19 protein-coding genes are annotated in these 20,556 nt (G+C 69.6%); 12 read left to right on the top strand and 7 right to left on the bottom strand.

Annotation, left to right across the window (positions count from 1 at the left end):
- Positions 1-62 precede the first annotated feature (62 nt).
- Positions 63-293 (bottom strand): hypothetical protein, encoded by a 231-nt coding sequence (locus GKC29_RS25335; RefSeq protein WP_155333200.1) that lies wholly within the window; start codon positions 291-293, stop codon positions 63-65.
- A gap of 427 nt (positions 294-720) precedes the next feature.
- Here GKC29_RS25335 and GKC29_RS25330 point away from each other — a divergent pair, with 427 nt between their 5' ends.
- The 5 genes from GKC29_RS25330 to GKC29_RS25310 all read left to right on the top strand — a co-directional run bounded on the left by GKC29_RS25330 (position 721) and on the right by GKC29_RS25310 (position 7,140).
- Entirely contained in the window at positions 721-1,068 is a 348-nt protein-coding gene (locus GKC29_RS25330) for a hypothetical protein (RefSeq protein WP_155333199.1), read from the top strand.
- A 102-nt stretch (positions 1,069-1,170) separates the two neighbouring features.
- On the top strand, positions 1,171-3,030 hold the full coding sequence (locus GKC29_RS25325) for an Hsp70 family protein (protein WP_155333198.1): 1,860 nt from the start codon (positions 1,171-1,173) through the stop codon (positions 3,028-3,030).
- 159 nt (positions 3,031-3,189) lie between these two features.
- On the top strand, positions 3,190-5,121 hold the full coding sequence (locus GKC29_RS25320) for a hypothetical protein (protein WP_196255728.1): 1,932 nt from the start codon (positions 3,190-3,192) through the stop codon (positions 5,119-5,121).
- A gap of 246 nt (positions 5,122-5,367) precedes the next feature.
- The gene (locus tag GKC29_RS25315; protein ID WP_155333197.1) at positions 5,368-5,721 is read left to right on the top strand and encodes a hypothetical protein; all 354 of its coding nucleotides are present in this window, start codon (positions 5,368-5,370) and stop codon (positions 5,719-5,721) included.
- A gap of 15 nt (positions 5,722-5,736) precedes the next feature.
- Positions 5,737-7,140, top strand: coding sequence for a hypothetical protein (locus tag GKC29_RS25310; protein ID WP_155333196.1), 1,404 nt, complete (start codon positions 5,737-5,739; stop codon positions 7,138-7,140).
- Between the two features lie 180 nt (positions 7,141-7,320).
- On the opposite strand, the gene GKC29_RS25305 is transcribed toward GKC29_RS25310, so the two are convergent.
- From GKC29_RS25305 to GKC29_RS25280, 6 genes are all read right to left on the bottom strand, one after another.
- Positions 7,321-8,025, bottom strand: a complete 705-nt coding sequence (locus GKC29_RS25305; protein WP_155333195.1) for a hypothetical protein — start codon at positions 8,023-8,025, stop codon at positions 7,321-7,323.
- 264 nt (positions 8,026-8,289) lie between these two features.
- Positions 8,290-8,745: a hypothetical protein gene (locus tag GKC29_RS25300; RefSeq protein WP_155333194.1), complete on the bottom strand. Its 456-nt coding sequence runs from the start codon at positions 8,743-8,745 to the stop codon at positions 8,290-8,292.
- Between the two features lie 213 nt (positions 8,746-8,958).
- Positions 8,959-9,294, bottom strand: a complete 336-nt coding sequence (locus tag GKC29_RS25295) for an immunity protein YezG family protein (protein ID WP_196255726.1) — start codon at positions 9,292-9,294, stop codon at positions 8,959-8,961.
- Between the two features lie 11 nt (positions 9,295-9,305).
- Positions 9,306-9,773, bottom strand: a complete 468-nt coding sequence (locus GKC29_RS25290; protein WP_196255620.1) for a DNA/RNA non-specific endonuclease — start codon at positions 9,771-9,773, stop codon at positions 9,306-9,308.
- A gap of 157 nt (positions 9,774-9,930) precedes the next feature.
- Positions 9,931-10,425, bottom strand: coding sequence for a hypothetical protein (locus tag GKC29_RS25285; RefSeq protein WP_155333191.1), 495 nt, complete (start codon positions 10,423-10,425; stop codon positions 9,931-9,933).
- 5 nt (positions 10,426-10,430) lie between these two features.
- Positions 10,431-10,754, bottom strand: coding sequence for a PE domain-containing protein (locus tag GKC29_RS25280; RefSeq protein WP_155333190.1), 324 nt, complete (start codon positions 10,752-10,754; stop codon positions 10,431-10,433).
- Between the two features lie 297 nt (positions 10,755-11,051).
- On the opposite strand from GKC29_RS25280, the gene GKC29_RS25275 reads away from it, so the two are divergent.
- The 7 genes from GKC29_RS25275 (at position 11,052) to GKC29_RS30175 (ending at position 20,508) form a co-directional block, all read left to right on the top strand.
- Positions 11,052-12,443 (top strand): NF041680 family putative transposase, encoded by a 1,392-nt coding sequence (locus GKC29_RS25275; RefSeq protein ID WP_155334206.1) that lies wholly within the window; start codon positions 11,052-11,054, stop codon positions 12,441-12,443.
- A gap of 146 nt (positions 12,444-12,589) precedes the next feature.
- Positions 12,590-12,970: a YbaB/EbfC family DNA-binding protein gene (locus GKC29_RS25270; RefSeq protein WP_155333189.1), complete on the top strand. Its 381-nt coding sequence runs from the start codon at positions 12,590-12,592 to the stop codon at positions 12,968-12,970.
- 601 nt (positions 12,971-13,571) lie between these two features.
- Positions 13,572-16,565 carry a BTAD domain-containing putative transcriptional regulator gene (locus GKC29_RS25265; RefSeq protein WP_155333188.1) on the top strand — a complete coding sequence of 998 codons (2,994 nt, stop codon included), beginning with the start codon at positions 13,572-13,574 and terminating at the stop codon, positions 16,563-16,565.
- On the top strand, positions 16,562-17,590 hold the full coding sequence (locus tag GKC29_RS25260; RefSeq protein WP_155333187.1) for a DUF2637 domain-containing protein: 1,029 nt from the start codon (positions 16,562-16,564) through the stop codon (positions 17,588-17,590). The genes GKC29_RS25265 and GKC29_RS25260 overlap by 4 nt, the downstream gene beginning before the upstream one ends.
- Positions 17,591-17,904: 314 nt before the next feature.
- Positions 17,905-19,167, top strand: a complete 1,263-nt coding sequence (locus tag GKC29_RS25255) for a hypothetical protein (RefSeq protein ID WP_155333186.1) — start codon at positions 17,905-17,907, stop codon at positions 19,165-19,167.
- A 133-nt stretch (positions 19,168-19,300) separates the two neighbouring features.
- Positions 19,301-19,870, top strand: a complete 570-nt coding sequence (locus GKC29_RS25250) for an NADAR family protein (RefSeq protein WP_155333185.1) — start codon at positions 19,301-19,303, stop codon at positions 19,868-19,870.
- Complete coding sequence (locus GKC29_RS30175) at positions 19,867-20,508, top strand: hypothetical protein (RefSeq protein WP_230688811.1); 642 nt, start codon at positions 19,867-19,869, stop codon at positions 20,506-20,508. Before GKC29_RS25250 ends, GKC29_RS30175 begins: the two co-directional genes overlap by 4 nt.
- Positions 20,509-20,556 lie beyond the last annotated feature (48 nt).

Genomic DNA, 20,556 nt, shown 5'->3' with positions numbered 1-20,556 from the left:
CCGTGGCGCCATGCCCCATCGGTCATGCCGGTTATCTGCCCGTCGGGTCGCGCATGTTGCCCTTATCCGTCGTCGTCGGCTCCGTCGTAGCGGTACACCGGCGGGCTGTCCTCTACGGGGTCGCGGACGTACCGGTGCTCGACCGGCGGACGGGGCTGGTCCTCCGCGCCGATGTAGAAGCCGGTCTGCAGGAGCAGCACCACCTGGGGCAGCTCTCCCGCCTCACCGACCTCGATCGGCGCGAGGCGGCCGTCGGCCGGGCCGCCCAGGAACCAGGCCTCCACGGCGGGCATCAGCGACTGCCCAACGCGTCGCCGATCACGGACCTCACAGCGGCGATCGCCCTGATGAGGCTCCCGCCGCGTTGACCGCACCGCCCATCCGGGTGTGGTCATTCCGCGCCGTCAATCTGCCCTCTCGAGGTGACCGTCGTCCGTCGGGCCTGTTCATGCTCGTATCCTCTCGCCGCCTGCGGGCAACCGGGAGTGACGCCCTGGAGCACCTCATCAGCAAGCACGGTGGCGCGCTGCCCCGAAGGGGCGAACTGTGGATGAGGCAGTGCCCTATGGACGGCGCAGCCGCACTACGTGAGCAGCGAGCTTGGAGGCGGCCCGGGCGTGACCACGTCTGGAGGTGCACCGATAGGTTCACCGGCTTCCTTGGTCCTGTGGCACAAGGGGATCAGTATTGATCTATCAGGATGCTGTGGGGAGGGATTCCATGGAGCCGTGGACTTTGGCGCAGGTGGACCAGTGGCTGAATTGGATCCACCAGCACCAGGACGAGTTCGACTACCGGTACATCTACTTCGCGTATCTCGCGGCGCGTGTCCCCGAGCCGCTGGGCGGCGAGATCACCACGACGGTCCACCCCGACGGCAGTTGCCTGCTTCAGGCCGGGAGCCATGATCGCGGGCTTCGGCTGGCGGACGAGCGCGAGCGTGCCTTGTTCATCGAGCATCTCGAGAGGCGATATTGCGGCGACCGGTATCCGAACATGCAGGAGTGGGAGACGGCCGAGCACAAGGCCTTCCTCGAGGAGCGAGCCCAGTGGCGGCGACTCGGCTAGCGGATCTCGCCGATTCAAAAAGCCGCGGCGGTCCACCTCTTCCCAATCACGGTCGGTGATGTGTGATGACGATGCGGTGATCGTCGTGTTTGACTGGGATCTATGCGGTCGGGGGAGACGCGGCTGGCGATCGACTGGGGTGCTGCCAGCACGACGGCGGTGCTGGCGTGGCCTGACGGGACCTGGCAGCCGCTGAGGTTCGGTGCGGAACCGGCGTTGTCCAGCGCGGTGTTCCTGTCCGAGGACGGCAGGATCGTCACGGGGCAGCCGGCCTGGCAGGCCGCAGTGACGCGGCCGGAGCGGTTCATCCCGGCGCCGCGCCGCTCGATCGAGCAACAGCTACCGGTGGCCTGCGGCGAGATGGAGGAGCTGGATCTGGTCGCGGCGACGCTGCGGCAGGTCGCCGAGCACGCCAGCAGTGTCGCTGGCGGCGAGGTAGCCGATGTGCGGCTGGTCGTGCCGGCGGGGTGGGGGCCACGGCGGCGCACCTGGTTTCGGCACGCGGCGCATCGGGCGGGCTTGCCGCAGCCTCGTCTGGTGGAGGCGCCGGTGGCCGTAGCGAACCATCTCCTCGCGACGGGCGTGCAGCTGCCGGTCGGCTCGTATGTCGTGGTTTGCGACGTGGGTGCCGGCGCGGAGGTGAGTGTGCTGCGGCGCGGGCCAGCCGGGTTCGAAATTCTCTCCACCCTGGCCGACCCGATTGCGGGCGGGTCAGCGGTCGACGACGCGTTGACCAGTGCGCTCACCGGCGGCGACGTGAGCGGGTCGGTGTCGGATGGCTCGCGGTGGGCGCTGCTGGCCAGCGTCCGCGCCGCTAAGCACGCCCTCGCCGAGCATCCGGCGGTCACCGTGCCGCTGCCGGACGGGCCGGCAGTGGTGGTGAACGGGACGATGCTGGAGCAGGCCACGCGGCCGGTCGCGGAGCGCATCGCCCACCTGACCGTCGAGGCGATCGCCGCGGCGGACCTGCAGCCAGCCGATGTCGCCGGCCTCTACGTGGTGGGCGGCATGGCCGCCACGCCCGCAGTGGAAAAGGCCCTAACCGAAGGCGTCGGGGTGGCGCCGACGGTGCTCCCCGATCCGGCGCTGGCCGCCGCCCGCGGCGCAGCGGACGCCGGCGCCGCAAGCATCGAGAGCGAGACGGAGGCAGTGGAGTCACCGGTGCCGCCGGTGCGGCGAGCGGTAGCCATCGCCGTGCCGGGCTTCGCCTCACTGGGCCTGGTGGCGCAGTTCCTGCTCACCCCGGAGTGGAACGGCGGGTTCCTGCACCGGTGGGCTCTACTGAACTGGGGCGAGCTCGCGATGGCCGCCGTGTTCGCGCTCATCGCCGCACTCGGGGCGGGCACCGTGATCGCCTCCGCGCTCGCCGCCCGCACCAGCGGCGAACCGATGTCCCCGGCTGCGCAGGTCGGCACCGGCATCCTCGCGTCGGCGTCGCTGGGCGTGGCCGTGGCCGGCCTGTACGCGGTAGTCGGCAGCGTCTACATCGGCCAAGAGGTGGCACCCTTCCTGCGCTGGACGCTGCTGCCGATCACGCCCGTGGTCCTGATAGCCGCGGTGATGGCGGTGGTCGCCGCCCGCCAGTGGCGCACCCCCCACGGCGGCTGGTCCCAACTGCTGGCGTTCCCGACCCTCTCCGTGGTGACCGCCGCTGTCGGCATGGCGCTCATCCAGTACTCCCTGACGGCAGCCCGGTGGCCCGAGCTGGTGCTGTGGATCGACGCCGCCGGCCGTCTCGGCGGCCTGCTCCTCGGCATCGGCGTGGTGACAGCGGTCGTCTCCACCCCGCTGCTGCGGCTGATCCTCGCCGCCCCCCTCGCAGTGATCACCGCAGCGATCGTCAGCCGACCCGCATCCGGCATCCTCGGCGTCATCTACGCCGCCGCAGTCGCGGTGTGGTGGATCCGCCAGGTGTGGACACGCATCATTCACCCCGCCCGACCGCCGGTGCGCACACCATGACCGCGTGCGCACCCGCATGTCATTGGGGTGGGTGAGATGCGCTGGCCACGCCGGGTGGCATCCACCCTACTTCTCGCGCTGCTCGTGCTCCTCCCGCCGATAGTGCTGACGAGAGTCGTCGGTCGGCTGGCAGACGACTGGCCCGGCATACAGCAGTGGGTGAAGCAGCCACTGACCGAGCACACCCTGACCGTCGCGGTGACCGCGACGGCATGGGTGATCTGGTTGATGCTCGCCGTCACGGTCACCGTCCGGGCCGCCGCCCGCGCCCGGGCAGCAGCAGGGTGGCTCCGCAAACTGCCCCTGCCCACCCCACTACAGGCCACCGCCACCGGAGTCGCCGGCGCCGCCGCGCTCAGCGCCGGCGCGCAAACCGCCGTCACCGGCACCGCAGCCGAGGATCCGCTACCCGCGACCGCCCCAACCCTCGACCACCCAGCCGACACCGACACCGCCCACCTAACCAACGTCGGCGACGCGAATGGGGTGGAGGTGCCGGGCGGCTGGCTGCCACGAGAGACCGCCGAGCAGGTCGCCGCCGCAGCCGGGCTGGTGTGGCTGCGCCGCCGACGCGCCTACCAACCCCACCCACCAGACGGAGCACGGGACGACGCCGACCTGGCACCGTTGCCCGCCACCGTCACCACCGTCCAAACCGCCCTCACCGCCCCCACATCACCGGCCACGGCCACCGGCACCGCACACCACCAGCCCGCGGGATCGATCGCGTCGCTTCCCCCGGGCCGGATAGCCCTAACAGGCCCGGGTGCCCTCGACGCGGCCAGAGGCATACTGGTCACCACCGTCCTTACCCGGCTGCGCCACCCATCGCCGGCAGCGCCCCTCGTGATCACCCGCACCGCGGCGACCATGCTCCTTAGCCCGGACATCTCCCCACAGGAACTGCCCGGCGTGCGGGTCATCGACAACGCCGAGGCGCTCATCGCGTCATCGCCCGCAGCCGAGGACGGTCCCACGCGAGAGGAGACCAACCGCTCAGCCGCGTCCGACCGGCCGGTGGTGATCCTTGAGTCTTCACCGCAGTCCGGACCGGTCGCGGCGGCGCTGACGGCCGGCACCGCCACCGCCATCATCCTTAGCGCCGCCAACGCCGACGCGATCTGGCACGTCGACGCCGCCGGTCACACGGTCGACCCGCGTCACCCCAATTGGGCAGGGCTGCGGCTGTGCGTGCTCGACCCGGCGGCCGCCACCGACTTGCTCACTGTGATCACCCAAGCGCACCCACCTGACACGCGCCCAGGCGCCGTTCCACGAGCCGCCACGGCAGCGGCACCTGAGCGACCGCTCATTCCCCGCCAGACAACCGGGACCCATCGAATTCACCCGCCGCCGCATGCCACCACTGGCCGGCTCGACCTGCGGGTTCTCGGCGAACCAACACTGCTCGCCGACGGGACGCCTGTGCCGATCCGACGCAACGCCGCCCTGCAGGTGCTGGTCTTCCTCGCCGTGCACTCCGATGGCGCCACCACCGGGCAGCTCGTCGAAGCGATTTGGTCCGGCCTGCCCGCCCACCGGCTCACCGGCCGCCTCTACACCACCCTCAGCGACCTCCGATCGACCCTGCGAGCCGCCGGCGGACTCGCCGCCCTCAGCCACACCGACAACCGCTATCGCCTAAACCCCGCACACCTGGACGTCGACCTCTGGCGACTGCGCACCCTGGCGGCGCACGCCGCCACCGCCCTCACCAACCCGGCCGCCGCGTGGCAAGCGGTCGTCGACGCCTACACCGGCGACCTCGCCGCCCGCCACCCTTGGCCATGGCTCGACCCCGCCCGGGAGGCCACCCGCCGTTACATCCTGGACGCCTACGCCGCCCTGGCCGCCGCCGAGCCGAACCCGCGACGCGCCCTCGAACTCCTTCAAGCCGGCATCCGCGTCGACCCGTTAAACCAAGCCCTGCACCAGCGGGCGATCGGAGTCCTCACCGCCCTCGGCGACCACGACAACGCCACCGAACTGGCCGACACCTACGCCCAGCGTCTCACCGCTGCGGGACTCGCACCCGCCAACGTCCACCATCCCGGGCTGCAGGCTGGCGCGGAGCCGATGTACGGCCGGTAGCTGTCACGCAATCGGTCTCCGCCCGTGCCACCGCTGATGGCACTGTTGATCATTTGGTGACGCACCGTACGGATTTCGAAATGTTCTTGCGTAGGACCAGGGGCATTTCGTTCTGTTTGCCCTGGCTCTCGCGGGTGATGCTTGTCGTGGTAGGACTGGCATCTCACGGAGTCGACGGTTGCAAGCTCCGAACCTAGCGTCGATGATTCGTTCGCATCTGCTGGTTGCTGAACCGAATGGAGCGCGATGTTGACGGTCTTCAACCTGGAAGATCACCTCGAAGACGACGAGGAAGAACTACTCGAAGCGCTCGGCGACGTGCTGATCAGCGAAGGCATCGGATTCGGCAGTGAGGATCCGGACCGCCGACGACGCTTCGCTGCGCGTTGGCTCGCCGATCGACAGCAAGACCTCAAGGAGCACGTGTGTCCGCACCAGATGACACAGACCCTTCTGGCGGACCGACCGGGCGCACTGTTGATGGAAGTCGCCACCGTAGCCGATGTCCTGGCCGCCGCCTACGGGCGGCCGACCGCGAGCGTTGTTGCCCTGATCCTCGTGCGGCGCGGACTGGCGACTTTCTGCGACGGCTACATGTAGGACGGAGCGCCTCAGATGGTTTCGGCCCATGGTTCCCTGGCGCAGGCGGCGTACCAGCGGCTCATGCCCACCGCGGAGGGTGTCCGTTCGCAGATGGAGGATTACGCGGAGCGCGCCAGCACAGCAGCGCGGGAGCACATTTTCCGGCTGGTCACCGGCCAGCCGAGTGGTGCCGCTGATGCCTTGGACGCCTCTCTAGAGGAGCGGAAGCAAGATATTCAGCAGGCGCTGTCGACGCTCCGTGTGCCGTACGACGACCACAAACGATTCCTTCAGCTCGGCATCACGACCGAAGACGACGTGATCGCCCAGCTTTCCCCATTTCCGGACGGATCCGGGCTGGCGCTCATGTCCGATTCGCTCGCCGGTCTTTGCGGGCTCTACAGCAGTTACGTGGCACTGCTGTTTTCACGGTTCAACCGCACCTCACTGCCGCTGCGAGTGTACGAGGCGATCAGGCTCGCCCGTGGCTCATGGAAAGATGATGCAGTCGTCGCTACAACACTCCGATGCTTCTATCTCCACCATCGCACGGCCGCCGAACCGATGATGAACGTGCTGAACCTACACGACACGGCCCGGAGGATGGTCGAGTTCTTCACCGACTACGCCATGTTCTTCGTGTTCGCGCATGAGTCCGCACATCACCTGCTGGGGCACGCGCCTCGTCCGAGCGGCTTCACCACGCACGAACGGCTGCGTACGGCCGACGACCAGATCGCCAACGAGGAGGCGGCCGACCGGCTCGGTATGCAGATAACCATTCGGCATGCCGAACGTCGCGGAAGTATGGATATCGCGGTAATTGGCGCGCTTATCGCGATCTGGTCGACCGGCCATCTTGAACGGGCGACTTTTCTACGAACCGGCTCCACCCACCCGCCGATGGAGCGACGGACACACACGATCTTGAGCGTGACCCCCGAACATCTAAGGCTGCGAATTCCACGTATGCTAGCCACCCTTGACTGGGCTGGCAAGGTTGCATCCGACTTCCGGAACCAAATTCAGCCCGAATGGTGGTCTCATACCTTTTCCCGCCGCAAGAATCGGCTGATGCGCCCTCCTACCGCGGAGCAGCTTTCACACCTTCGACAGCTAGAAATGGTGCAATGCCAACCCAGAGCCGCAGCGACACTGATAGAACAAGCAACATGGACATCAGCCGAGGCGCGACATGTGTCGAGACTACGGACTGCGTCCAGTTCCGGGGAACTCGAACTCGCTCTTACTGGCCTCGGCGTCCGGCCGTCACGAGTAGCCGAACTCCTGGACCGTGACCGACCGCTCACATATAGCAAGTTGAAGCGTTCGCTCGAGAAGAGCCTGATGCTCCGCGCCGACGCGGGAACGCGAGAGTCGGACCTTCTCAGCACTGCATTGGCATCAACAGCTGCTGCGTCTCTAGCACGGCTCTAAAAGTGTGACGCTTCGATCAAGGTCAGGTGCACCCACATGCCGCAGAAGGTGCGCGGTCGGGCGGGCTGGCGCCTCGTCGGCACCAATAGCCAGTACGAGGGGCGGTCGTCCTACCACGTCAGGTTGAAAGGCGATCGCCCTCGTCGCGTCCGGAACCTGTACCTCGCCGCGAGCGGCCCGCTACAGCACCGTCGGGAGGGGTTCGACCCAGCAGCTCCGTACGTGGGGTTCGACCAGCCGTAACGCCTCCTCGGCATCCGATTCGGTCAGGAAGACCCCGACGTTGTGCCGGCTCCGGCGGCCGTCCTGCTCGATGACCGCCGTGAGCACGTACACGGTGGCGCGACGCTCCCGGCGTATGCCCTTGGGCATGCCGGCGAGGACCGCCTCCGCTACCTCCTGCGGCGAGGCGGTGTCGAGTTCGGCGCCGACGCCCGCCAGCGGCTTGGTCGGCCACACCGGGTCGTACGGTCTGAAGGTGTTGAACAGCGACGGCTGAAGGCGCGACAGCACGCCCTCGCTCCACCCGACGGCGAGGGTGACGGCGTAACCGGTCACCCCCTCGCTCTCCAGCATGAGCACGCGCGCCGACCCCGGGCGATGGCCAGCGATGTCTGCCTCGATCTCCGCGGCCTCGTCGTCGGTCGCGCACCGGATTACCAGGCCGCGGTACCCGCCCTGCATCCGCACCGCCTCGATCGGCTTGAACAGCACTTCCACTGTCGTGGGAAGGCGCCGGTCGTCGCCGGGCATGTGGTCCGCGCGCAACAGCAGTTGGCCGTGTGTCGCCGAGTACGACCACAGCGCGAACAGGCGCTCGCTACGAAAGAGTTCCGTACCGGGGTGAAAGTCCTCGTCCCGGTGCAGCCACACGCTGGACGTCACACCGTCACCATCGGCCAAGTGGGGGCCAACAGTCAAAACTCACTACGACCGAACCGCTCAGAGTTCATCAGCGGTCGTTCGCGTCTGGCCACAGGACGATGTCACTCGGCACGGCGGCGACCCTACTCTCGATACTGCCGAATTGACCTCTTTAAGGATCAGGGCGGCCCGCAAGCGGGCCGCGCCGGCCGGGCCCCGGCCTGCTGGCGATCTCCGGCCGGCATCGGCCGGGCCGGCCGGGAGACGAGGGCATCCAAGGCAGGCTCACAACCTTCCGGCTCCCAACTTCTTGCGGGCGAGCGCCTGGTATGTACTCACCGGCTCGGAGAGCCCAGCCCTGGCCTCACGCCAATCGGTCCTCGACCACTGCTTCTCGCGGGCCCTGCCTTCTAGGCGGACCAGTTCCCGGTCCAAGCGTGTGGCAGCATCCACGATCTCGCGGTCCTCAAGGAGCCGCACCTGGGCGAAGCATGCGCTAAGACGGTCTTCCAGATCCCGAGCTTCTGCCAGGATTTGCTCCTTCTTTGCGAGAGGTGCCCGCGCCAAGGGGCCGAGGTACAGAACGAATGCATGGGTAGCAGCGAAGAAAGCCGCGAGCCGCTGGGCTCTGTCAGCTCGTTGCTGACGGCGACGTTCGAGGGAGTACTGAAGCCCAACGACCGCCATGGCCACCACTGCCGAAATCGAGGAAGCAACGAGAGCCGTTCCGGAGCCGGTCATCGTGCCAGGTTAGGACAACAGAACCTCGGGGCTCCGCCCCGAACCCCGACCCTCCTCCGAGATCAGCCGCGGATCACCTCGCCGGGCACCACAAGGCCCGCTCTGAACCCATTAGGGCTACCAGCCTCCCCGGACGGGGCCTACGGCGAAGAGGCCTAATCGGGCCATCGCGGGACTCTCCGGCGGCCATCGACGCCGGTCGGAGCGTCCCCGTCAGTCAGTGGGAGGCTCGTACGAGAAGTCGACCTCGAAGGCGCCGTCGCGCTGGACGGCCATGGTGAACCCGTACCACGGGTCGCTGCCGTCGTCGATCATCACTTGCCGCAGGTCGATGAGCAGGTCGGTGATCTCGTCGACGGCCTCGTCGGGGTTGTCGTCCCACGCGAAGTAGAACGCTTTGCCGTCGGGTCCCCGAAGTTCCAGGGACGCGTTGGCGTAGTCGACGTCGGTTTCGCCGTTGACGATGATGGTTTCCGCGTTGTCGGGCAGGACCGACAGCAGGATCTGCCCGATGCGGGTGATGATGTCGCTGTCACGACCGTCAGGCACGACGGCACCTTTCATGGATTTCGGAATCGGTGGGTGCGTTTGGGGCCGTTGTCGATCTGTTCGGTGATGGTGAACGCGGTGGGCCGGGTTGATGCTGAGTTCGGATCGTAGTGCACCCGGCCCTCGACCCGGACGGTCTGGGAGCCGGCGCCGGGGGTGGGGTGGTCTGGGTCCAGGGCCCGCGCCCACCTGTTCTCCATCCGTTTCCAGGCGGACAGGTTGAGGTTGGAGTCCATCGCCACGAGGTTGATGCGTTCGCCGGGGCCGCGGAAGATGTGGGCGAACAGGTGGCCGCCCTGGTCGGTCGACTTGCGGAAGGGACGGCCGGCGACGCGCTGCTGGTAGGCGTTGCGGTGCCCGTCCACCGCTTGCAGCCGGCCGCTGAAGTGGGTGACCCGACCCTTGGAGTCGGTCTTGTAGGTGTAGCCGGTGGTGCGTTCGACGTAGGTCGTGTTGGGTTGGAGTTTGCGCCGGTTCACCGTGCGGTTCCACGCTCCGGGCTGACCGGCGTTGAAGTCGATCCGGGCGCGGGTGCGTGGGGCGGGGATGACTCGTCCGGCAGCGCCGATCGGTCCACGGGCATTCGGTGCGCCGCCCGGAGTCGCGCGCCGTCCGCTTCCTCGCCTGCCTCGGCCTCTAACCATTGAGCACCGCGTCAACGGCCATGCCGATGAGCTGATCGAGGATCATCGAGGTGATCATTTTGAAGACCGGGATTTCGAGGAGTGAGGCGCCGAACGTCACGGCGGCGGTCGCGATGGCCTGGGCGATCTGCACGGCAAGGATCGCCAACTGCACAATCACCTGGATCTTGAGGGCGAGGACGACGCCGGCGCAGACCATGATTCCCGCCCCCACGAGGGAGGCGCCGGGGATGCCCTGGGCGAGCGCGTTCGCGGGGCTGTCGGCGCCGTTCCACCACGCCTGGAAGGCTTGGGCCGCCTCGCCCTGGTTGTTCGCCCAGTACGTGGAGGCGGAGGCGAGGGCCGCGGCGCCCGCGGCTTCCATCTTCGGCGCGAACTCCACCCACAGCTGCCCGAGCTGGAACAACCTCTCCTCGTCGGAGGTGGGCCAGTCGTAGCCGAGCATGCCCAGGATGGACACCAGTTCGCCTGGTAGCTGCAGTCCCATGCCGGTCAGCCGAGGCTCTCGCCGAGGGTGTTCAACGCGGCGAAGGCGTCCGCCTCCACCCGTTCGTAGGCCTCCGCCACGCCGACGAGGTCGTCGCCGGCGGCGGCCAGTTCGTCGGCGACGGTGTGCCAGCAGTCGAGTGCCCATTGGGAGACGGCGGTGTAGGCGGTGCCGATGTAGGTGCCGATGGTGTCGTCGCCCCAGGCGCCGTCGTAGGCGGCGGTGGCGGCCTCGAACGCCGCCAACTGCTCCAGGAAGTCTTCGCCGCTGGTGGCGAGGTTGTTGCCGGCGGTGAGGATCGCCTCCGGTTGCACGTCGAAGCCTGGCACCCGTTCCCCCGATCGTGTGACGGACTGTGGCGGCACGGATTCTATCGGCCGGCCTCTAAGCTTGTTCTTTAACCTCGGCGCCCGTGTGGGGCGCTGATCCTGTGTGGACTCGGCGTGTCATGGAGACGTAAACCGGCCACCACCTGATGATCCTTCACGTTCCCTGCAAGGACACGAAGAACAGAACAGGTGGTGGCCGTGGCCACGATTCTGGACTACCTGGGTGGCCTCGTGTTGCCCGACACGCCCACGCCCGACACGTCGGCGGTCGGGTCGGCCGAGGATCCAGCAGCGAGGTTGGCCGGGTTTCGTCGGGACTTCTACCGGTGTCTGCCACGTCGGGCGGACGCGTTGTTCGAGCTCACCGACGCGCTGCTGTGCTCGGGAGGGCCGGTGACCAGCCTGGTCGACCTGTCGTTGGCCGCCGAGCACCGCCGTGGTCACGGCGCCCTGTACGACGCTTTGGGCGCCGGCGGGATCGATGTCGCCCGGCTGCGGGTGACCCTCGCAGGGTTGGCGCTGCCCCGCGCCACGGACGGGCGGATCATGCTCGCCGTTGACGTCAGCAACTGGCTGCGCCCGGACGCGGCCACCAGCCCGGATCGGTTGTTCTGCCACACCTACGGCCGCGGCAAAGGCTCCGCCCAGATGATCCCCGGCTGGCCGTACTCGTTCGTCGCCGCCTTGGAACCAGGCCGCACGTCGTGGACACAGGTACTCGACGCGGTGCGGCTGGGCCCGGCCGACGACGCCACCGCGGTCACCGCCGACCAGCTCCGGCAGCTGATCGACCGGCTGATCCGTGCCGGGCACTGGCGCCCCGGCGACCCCGACATCCTGATCGTCTGTGACACCGGCTACGACACCGCCCGGCTGGCCTGGGTGCTGTCCGACCTGCCCGTGCTCCTGGTCGGCCGGATCCGCTCGGACCGGGTCCTCCGGTTTCCCAAGCCGAGCAGGCAGCCGGGTGCCATCGGCCGTCCCCGCAAACACGGCGCCGAGTTCGCCTGCAACGACCCGGCCACCTGGCCCGCGCCGCAACACACCACCCTCACCCCGACCAGCCGCTACGGCACCGCGCAAGCCGACAGCTGGGACCAGCTGCACCCCAGGCTGACCCGCCGCACCTGCTGGATCGACCACGACGGTGACCTGCCGATCATCACCGGCACCCTGATCCGGCTACAGGTCGAGCACCTGCCCGGCGAGCGTGACCCCAAACCGGTGTGGCTGTGGTGCTCCGCCACCAACGCCACCACCGCCGATGTCGACCACTGGTGGCAGGCCTTCCTCCGCAGATTCGACCTCGAGCACACGTTTCGACTGTTCAAACAGACCCTGGGATGGACTCGGCCGAAGATCCGCACCACCGAAGCCGCTGACCGGTGGACCTGGCTGATCATCGCCGCCTACACTCAGCTACGCCTCGCGCGACCCCTCGTCGCGGACCTGCGTCGACCGTGGGAGCGGCCAACGGCACCTGACCGGCTCACTCCCGCCCGGGTCCGTCGGGGGTTTCGGAACTTGCGCCCGAAGACCACCCTGCCCGCAAGTGCGCCGAAACCCGGCAGACCAGGTCCTGGACGCCCGTACGGATCACGAAACCGTAGACCAGCACCCCGCCACGACGTCGGTAAAACCGTCAAGCGTGACCTGAGCATCACCGCACGTAAACAGCGCACAGGTTAAAGATCAAGCTAAGGCAGAGCGGGCACACAGTCCCTTGTGGCCCTTGGGTGTGGGTCCGCTGGGCGTGTGGCATGTTCGTACGCTCAAGGGCGGCCGAGCGAACAGGGGGAGCGGGTATGCGTCCGAGCAGTGAGGGTTTCGCTGAGATGCTGGACCAGGTGGTCGCCGCCGCGGGCACGGTGCAGGAAGCAGCCACCGGCGGCGCGGAGCCGGTGCGCACGAGCGCGGCGAACGGCTGGGTCGAGGCCGAGGTGGGTACGGACGGGCGGCTCGCCGCGCTGACGCTCGATCCGGGGCTGAAAGGGCTGCCGATGGAGCGCGTCGCCGCCGCGATCGTCGAGGCGGTCAACGCGGCCCTGGACGAGCAGCAGGCCCAACGCGGCCATGGTGTGCCGGCGGTGGACCTGTCCGAGATGATGGCGCAACTGAAGCAGGTCCAGGAGGCAGCGGTCCCGCAGATGCGCTCGTTCGTGGACGCCATGACCCGCGCCCATCAGGACGCCGCCGCCCGCGCATCGCGACAGTAGGCCTCAAGGCGGCGAGGCCTCCCAACTGGTAAAGGGGTCATTCCGGCGAGACGAGTCGTGGGGCGGGCGTGAGGTTGAGCCGACCGCTGCGCTTCGGCGAGAGCTGCCGCCAAGTTCACAGCCGGTACTCCGGGGCGATGACGGCGCAAGTCCTCGGCGGCGTGCGGGGCGCGGGTGCGCACCGAGGCCGTGCCGCTCGCGCCAGGATCGCTCGACCACCGGAAGGGCGGGTGGCTCTCGATCTTTCTCGGTGATCTGGAAGCAGTCCGTGGCTCGGCATCCCTAGGCCAGAGACGCTTCGGCGCTGGCCCAGGTCCCCAACCCGACACAACGCGCCCCATGATCGCTGAGTTCTCTTCTGGGCCTGCCTGGGTGCGGCTGAACCCGTGAAGCACTACCCGTCCGCCGGAGCAGCACGCCGCCGCCTACCGCCGCAGTGTGTGAGCCACAGGGCGCTGACCTCGGGTTGTGAGGTCACGTGAGGTGGTGTGAGGTGCTGTCAGCCCGCTGACCGCCGCCACCGACGTCGCCCGCCCATACCGTCGATTCGCCACCCGCGAGCGGCAGCGGATGCCGGGGCGGAGGAGACGGGAGGTAGGCGATGAGATCACGCGCATCATCGGTGGCCGCCCTACTCGGCTACGGGATCCTCATCGCCGCTGTGCCGGCCACGCTGGTTCACCACATCGGACTGCCGGACGTGGACCTGCCGTCCACCGACGCGGTGCGAGCCATCATCCAGCAACCTGTGACCAGCGGGTTCATCCTTGCCCTCACTTACGCCGGAGCATGCGGGATCTGGGCGCTGCTGGTCGCCACCGCCGCCGTGCGCGGATACCACCGGCTCGCCCGCGCGTTGCGGTGGCTACCGGCGGTGCGCTTGCCCGGCCCGCTGCAGCACCTGGCCGCGCTGATGCTCGGCGCCACCGCCGTCACCGCCGCTGCCAGCGCCGCACCCGCCCACGCCGCACCCGACGCCACCAACAGCGACAGCACACACCACCCGCCGATGCGGCCCGCCGGTCCCAGCACACCGACCCAACCTGCTGCCGCCTCTGCCAAGAACGCTCCCGCCACCTACACCGTCGCCCGCGGGGACACCCTGTCCGCAATCGCCCAGCGCTGCCTCGGCGACGACGACCGCTGGCCGGAAATCTTCGCCCTCAACCGCGGCACCCACTTCCCCGACGTGGGCGGGACGCTGCGTGACCCTGACCTGATCTACCCCGGCTGGACTCTCGACCTGCCCGCCGACGCCACCGCACCGGCGAAACGGCCGCCCCGGCCCACCCCGCCTCCCACCGCGCAGCCGTTACCCCCGTCGACGCCCTCACCCGCCACCCCGCCGGGTGCCGGACCAGCAGCCACCATGACGCCGCACCCTTCCGGCGCTGGCGCGCCCACCGCCAGCCAGGCGGGCCCTGGCACCGCATCCCCGCCGGCCACCGCCACCACCGCCGACGTCTCGGACAGCGACACCGGAAGGCCGTCTCGCCCCGGCGTGTCCCTGCCCAGCGGAAGCTGGGTCGACGTCGGCCTCGCACTGGCCGTCGCCGCGGCCGTGGCGCTGGTCTGGGCGCACCGGCAACGCCGACACTCGCCCCGCCGCCCCTCGACCGCGTCCCGCATGGACGACCCGGACCTGGCCCCGATGCCGCGCGTGGTCGGGCAGATCCGCCGCGGCCTGCGCCGCACCGCCGACACGCGCGACACCACAGGCCACGACGAGCACGACACCGTGCACCTCGGCGACCAGCCCGTCCCCACCGACCCCGGCCTCGATCCCGCCGGCCGTGTCTCCGACGGCGCTCCCACTTTCGCCGCCGGTTCCGATAGTGCCGCCGGGCGGCCGTTGGCGCCGGCCATCGGACACCCAATGCTCACGGTGTGCCCGCCGGCCGGGCTGGGCCTTGCCGGGCCCGGCGCGCACGCCGCCGCCCGCGGCTTCCTCACTGCCGCCCTCGCCGCCGGCGGCGAAGACCACCCCGACGCCCGCACCCGGGTGGTCATACCGTCCGCGACCGCGGCGACCCTGCTCGGCGCCGGAGGCACCGTGCCGCGCACACCGAGGCTGACCGTCACCGCCAGCCTCGACGACGCCGTCCGGGCCCTCGAAGAACAGGCGATGCACCGCACCCGCCTGCTCCACCAGCACGACGCCGACACCATCACCGACCTACGCGCCACCACCTCGCACCCCGAACCCGTCCCGCCAGTGATGCTGCTCGCTGACGCCGACGCCGTCGACCACCACGACCACGCCCGCGTCGCCGCCGTGCTCGCCCAAGGCCACCGCTTGGACATCCACGGCGTGCTCCTCGGGCCGTGGCCGCCCGGCGACACCGTCACCGTCGCCGACGACGGCACCACCACCCCCGCCGACAGCGGTACCCGTTCCGGCTCCCACCCCGCCGCCATCGGCCGGCTCACCGTCCTGCACCCCGCCGAGACCGTCGACCTGCTCACCACACTCGCCGAGTCCCACACCGGCCAGCCGCCAACTGCGGCCCACATCGATTCCGTCGTGTCGGCGCCGAGCGCGTCCGGGCCCTCCGTCGGACTGCCACCACGAGTGGTGACGCCGCAGCCCGCCAACCTGTCACCGGCCGAGACGGCCAGCACGCCTGCCACGCCCAACCCGACCGCGTCGGGCCTCGGCGACAACGCCGACCGCAGCCACCGCGACAAGGACACCGACGCCGCTGACATCGACACCCCGGCCGGCCAGCACCACAGCCACGGCGCCGAGCCCGATGCCGCCGCTGACGCCGCGCACACCGGCGACACACCCGACAGCAATGCGGACCTCCATCCGGGCCGGGTGGAAGTGAGCGTGCTCGGCGCGCCCGGCATCGTCGACCCCGCGACACCGCCCCCGCTGCGGAAGAAGTCCGTGGAGGTGCTGGTGTATCTCGCGGTGCACGACGGTATCGCCACCGTCGAGGCGATCCTCGACGATCTGCTGCCCGACGCCCCGGCCAGCAAAGCTCCCGGACGGCTGTACACCTACGTGTCGGACCTGCGAGCCGCCATGCGCCGCACCGGCGGCCCGGGCAGCTACCTCACCCACCCCCACCGCCGCTACGCCCTCAACCCCGAGACGGTGGATGTCGACCTGTGGCGCATGCGGGCCGCGATCCGTGACGCCAACCAGGCCACCGACCCGCAGCAACGGGTCGCCGCGCTGCGCCGCGCGGTTGACCTCTACCGCGGCCACCTCGCCGAGGGCGCCGACTACGAGTGGATCGAGCCGTACCGCGAAGCGGTCCGCCAAGAGGCCCTCGACGCGTACCTGGCGCTCGCCGATGCCCTCGCCAGCAACCCGGCCGAGCAGCTCACCGTCCTGGACGCGGCGATCCGCCACAACCCGTACACCGAGCAGCTGTACCAACAGGCCATGCGCGCCCGGGCCGCGCTCGGGCAGGCCGACCCGATCCGCGCCCTACGGCGCGCGCTGACCCGCGCCCTCGGCGACATCGACGCCGAACCCAGCGACGACACCATCACCCTCGCCGACGACCTCGTGGCCCAGACACAACGGCCCCGACACCGCCCACAGATGCAGGCCACGCCCGACGACGGAGCCGCGGCATGACCACCACAACGCTGCCCGGTCCCACCGGCACCGACCACCCGACCATGCTCAGCCGTACCGAAGCCGCCCGGCTGAGGCGGCTGCGGTGGGCGGTCCGCGCCGGGCTCACCCTCGGCGTCGCCGCGTCGATCGCCGCGAACGTCCTGCACGCCCGACCCAACCTGATCAGTCAGGTCATCGCCGCCTGGCCGCCGTTGGCGCTGCTGCTCACCGTGGAGCTGATCTCCCGGGTACCCAGCCACCGCAGGTCCCTGGCGATCCTGCGACTGCTGGCGACCGCCGTCATCGCCGGCATCGCCGCCTGGGTCAGCTACTGGCACATGGCCGGCGTCGCCGCCCGCTACGGCGAAACCGCCGCCGGCGCCTCCTATCTACTGCCGATCTCCGTCGACGGCCTGGTGGTGGTCGCCAGCATCAGCCTGGTCGAGATCGCCGGACACATCCGCGGCACCGCCACCGCTCCACAACTTGCCGCGCCCGCCGACCACGACCAGCCGACCGCGGCAACGCCGACGTCCGGCTTAACCCCCGCCACCCAGCATCAGGCCACCATCCTCACTGAACCGCTGCCTGTCGCCGAACCGTCCGCCGCGTCGCCACCCGCTGTCGCCGCCCCCGTACCCGCGCAACCCGCTTCCCCCATTTCTGGGGCACGCGGTGCCCGCGTACGCCCCGCCGCACGGCCCGCCGACGCGCCAGAGCCACCCAGCGACCATCGCCGCAGCGAGCCCGCGAAGCGCGACCTGCCTGACGACCATCGCGACCAGCAGCGGGAACACGACGTCAGGGACTCACCCGCAGCGGCGCCGGCCGGCGCCCGCGACGGGCACGCCGCGACACGCTCCGACACGTCGGCGGCAGTCGCCTACTGGTACCGGCGCGACCCGTCGATGCATCCGGCCGAGATCGCCGCGAAGATCGGCCGGTCCGAACGCACTGTCCGACGGTACTGGCCACCCTCCACGCGGCGCACACCCCACGGGCACCACGCGAGCCGCCGCGCCGACCCGCTGCGCGCCTCATGAAGCCGCTGCTCGCCTCCGCAGCCCGCTCCGAGGCGATGAGGGGACCGGAGAAGAGCGAATCGCAGGAACACCACCAGTGGGCCCGACAGCGCACGCCCCAACTCGCGGGCATGGACCACCCCAACGCCGCATCTCCGGGCCCCGGCGACGATCCGACCGGCCGGCCTTTCATCGATGGACCGGGCAGAGCGACGGCGCCTGTCTCCATTATGGTCAAACCCATGGGGAGGACGGACGGTAAGTGCACGGCCACATCTTGCGCCGAGGGAAGGAAGCGCCGGCGGAGCGCCGCACGCCGCGCCGTACGGTACGGCGTGTCGCTGGCGTTGACGCTGACCCTCGCTGCTGGTTGCGGGACACCACCGCCCCCAGGCGGCCATCGCCGGTCACCCTCACCGGCGCAGAGCAACGACGACTGGGCCATCATCCAGCAGAAGCTCATCGCACAAGGCCAAGCGCTCCTTGCGGGAGACGAAGCCGGTTGGATGGCGCCGGTCGACCCGGGCAACGCAGCCCTTGTCGAGCACTACCGGAACCTGTTCCGCATTCTGCGGGCCCTGCAGGTCACCCGCTGGGACCCGGAATTCACCATGAGCATTCCGCCGATCCTCGCCCACGGACAAGCCCCCAACGTCCACATCGACATGTGGTACTGCTTCGCAAACGCCACCTGCCCCGCCCCGACGAAGGAAACCCGCTACCTGCACGGACCAACCCCCAGGTTCCGCATGGTGGTGGACTTCGGACTGCGCGTGAGCAGCGGCGGATACCTGATCACCGCCGTCAAACAGCCCAAGGGCGACCACCACGCCGGTCGTCCCCTGCCCTGGGAGTCCGCGGATCTGACGGTCGCCACCGGGGACCGGGTCATCGTCGCCGCCGCCCCCGGCCAACAGGAGCGCCTGCCGGTGGCGGTGGCCGCAGCCGAGCGGGCGGCGGCCGCAACGGACCGCTACAGCACCCTGTTGGGCGCGCCGCGCCCGCCGCGTTACATCGTCTACCTCGCGGGTGACCGTGAGTGGAGGACCTGGAACGGCGGCAGCCCCGGTGCGAACTACGCCGGCTACGCCTACTCCGCGAGCAGTCACCAGTACGAAGTCGTGGTCAGAACCAGCGCCCGCAACGACCTGACCGCGCTGCTGCGCCACGAGTTCGGTCACGTCGTCACTTCGCATGGCACCACGCGTGCCGGCGCCGAGATCTACGACGTCAACCAGTGGCTCACTGAAGGCATCGCCGAGTACATCGAGGCAGGTGGCAGGCCGGCAACCGCCGGGCCCACCATCGCCGCAGCCCGCCAGTACCTGCGCGCAAGCCCGAGGATGCGCACCCTCGGCCTGGAACCGCTGCCCCGCAACGCCACCGCCACCCAGGTCGCCGCCTTCTACGGCATCAGCCACTTGGCCGTTGACTGCATGGCTCGACGCTTCGGCGAGCGGAACCTGTTCGCGTTCTTCGCCACCGTCGTTCGGGAAAGCCAAGGCCCCTTCCCGGCCTCCGAGCGGGCCTACGGACAGGACTGGGAAGACGTCCAACGTGCCTGCATCACCGACATCTACCGAGCCGTAGGGCTGTAACCGGTATGCATCCGACGCAGCCCGTGGCTGGACCGGGTGACCAGGACGCCGCCTACCCCGGCTGGTGTGAGAGACCCTCGTGGCGCCGAAACCCCATGGCCCGTTCCCGCACGGGCCTGGCACGCTGCTGGGCATGCCCGAGCCCATCCCGCCGCCGCGCACCCTAGTTGAGCTACGCGCGCTCGCCGCTGGAGGCGCTCGGGTCAAGTACTTGTTTTTCTGGGGACATCAACCCCAGCCGGACGGCAGTATCGGCCCCGGCTGCCTGAGCCAGTGGTGGCCGTCCCCGTTCGTCGTCGACGGAATCCGGTACGCCACTGCTGAGCACTACATGATGGTCGGCAAGGCCCGCCTGTTCGGTGACGACGCGACGGCCGAACAGATGCTCGCGGCATCGCACCCGGGCGCGGTCAAGGCTCTGGGTCGCCAGGTGAAGGGTTTCTATCAGGCCGTGTGGGACGCGCACCGCTTCGAGCTGGTCGTCGCCGGGAACGTGGCCAAGTTCATCCAGCACGATGATCTGGCGACCTACCTGGCCGGCACGAGCAGCAGGGTGCTGGTCGAGGCCAGCCCGGTGGACCGCGTCTGGGGTATCGGCCTGGCCGCCACCGACCCCCGCGCGCACGACCCGAGCCCGTGGCAGGGTCTGAACCTGCTCGGCTTCGCGTTGATGCACGCCCGCACGCAGTTCGCCGGCAGATGATCCTCAAGATCCGCGCATACCACGGGCGGCTCGGCGCCAGGCATTACCGTGTCGTCCGTCCTGCCAGTCCGATTCGAGGGGCGGTGCTGTCCGACACCAACCCGTGGTTCACCCTCGAGCTCAACGCCGCCGCGGCGTTCACCATTGCCGGCCTGTGGATGCTGGCAGCCCGATCCCGGCACACGCTGATCCACGTACCCCTGCGGGGCACCACACAACCGGATCCTTCACGCGCGACCGTGACCGCCGACGAGGTTGACCTGGTCTTGAGCCATGTCGACCTGCAGTTCGCACCGCACCGCTGGAAGCAGGTGCGCCACCGGCTGGGCCGCGGCGCACCGCATACCGTCTCCTGGAATCCGAACGACGTGCCGACCTGGGACGAAGTCCACGAGATGAACCGCCGGACCCGTCAGCGAGAGTGTCGGGACAGGTTCCACCAACGCCTGCACAGCCAGACCCTCTTCATGGCCGGCACCACGCCGGCCTTCCGGCGCACCGCCCGGTACCTGCTCGACATGGCCCTGCGGCGACCCGATCCCAACCATCCCGGCTCCTATCACTCCGCGACCCTGCACCCCGCGGACGGGCACTTCGCGACCGGCTGCCAAGGCCTGCACCTCATCAGGTGGCAGTAGACGAGTGGCACCATCCGAGCAGGTGTTCGACCACGCGGCGGCGGCGCC

Origin of the sequence: Micromonospora sp. WMMC415 (assembly GCF_009707425.1) — a bacterium.
GTDB lineage: Bacteria > Actinomycetota > Actinomycetes > Mycobacteriales > Micromonosporaceae > Micromonospora.
Note: the sequence above shows the minus strand (reverse complement) of the source record. Positions and strands in the feature narration are given on the sequence as shown.

What these genes read in the sequence shown, in the direction of transcription:
- GKC29_RS25335 (WP_155333200.1), bottom strand. Translation starts at nt 293, where the DNA reads ATGCCCGCCGTGGAGGCCTGGTTCCTGGGCGGCCCGGCCGACGGCCGC.
- GKC29_RS25330 (WP_155333199.1), top strand. Translation starts at nt 721, where the DNA reads ATGGAGCCGTGGACTTTGGCGCAGGTGGACCAGTGGCTGAATTGGATC.
- GKC29_RS25325 (WP_155333198.1), top strand. Translation starts at nt 1,171, where the DNA reads ATGCGGTCGGGGGAGACGCGGCTGGCGATCGACTGGGGTGCTGCCAGC.
- GKC29_RS25315 (WP_155333197.1), top strand. Translation starts at nt 5,368, where the DNA reads ATGTTGACGGTCTTCAACCTGGAAGATCACCTCGAAGACGACGAGGAA.
- GKC29_RS25310 (WP_155333196.1), top strand. Translation starts at nt 5,737, where the DNA reads ATGGTTTCGGCCCATGGTTCCCTGGCGCAGGCGGCGTACCAGCGGCTC.
- GKC29_RS25300 (WP_155333194.1), bottom strand. Translation starts at nt 8,745, where the DNA reads ATGACCGGCTCCGGAACGGCTCTCGTTGCTTCCTCGATTTCGGCAGTG.
- GKC29_RS25285 (WP_155333191.1), bottom strand. Translation starts at nt 10,425, where the DNA reads ATGGGACTGCAGCTACCAGGCGAACTGGTGTCCATCCTGGGCATGCTC.
- GKC29_RS25270 (WP_155333189.1), top strand. Translation starts at nt 12,590, where the DNA reads ATGCTGGACCAGGTGGTCGCCGCCGCGGGCACGGTGCAGGAAGCAGCC.
- GKC29_RS25265 (WP_155333188.1), top strand. Translation starts at nt 13,572, where the DNA reads ATGAGATCACGCGCATCATCGGTGGCCGCCCTACTCGGCTACGGGATC.
- GKC29_RS25260 (WP_155333187.1), top strand. Translation starts at nt 16,562, where the DNA reads ATGACCACCACAACGCTGCCCGGTCCCACCGGCACCGACCACCCGACC.
- GKC29_RS25250 (WP_155333185.1), top strand. Translation starts at nt 19,301, where the DNA reads ATGCCCGAGCCCATCCCGCCGCCGCGCACCCTAGTTGAGCTACGCGCG.
- GKC29_RS30175 (WP_230688811.1), top strand. Translation starts at nt 19,867, where the DNA reads ATGATCCTCAAGATCCGCGCATACCACGGGCGGCTCGGCGCCAGGCAT.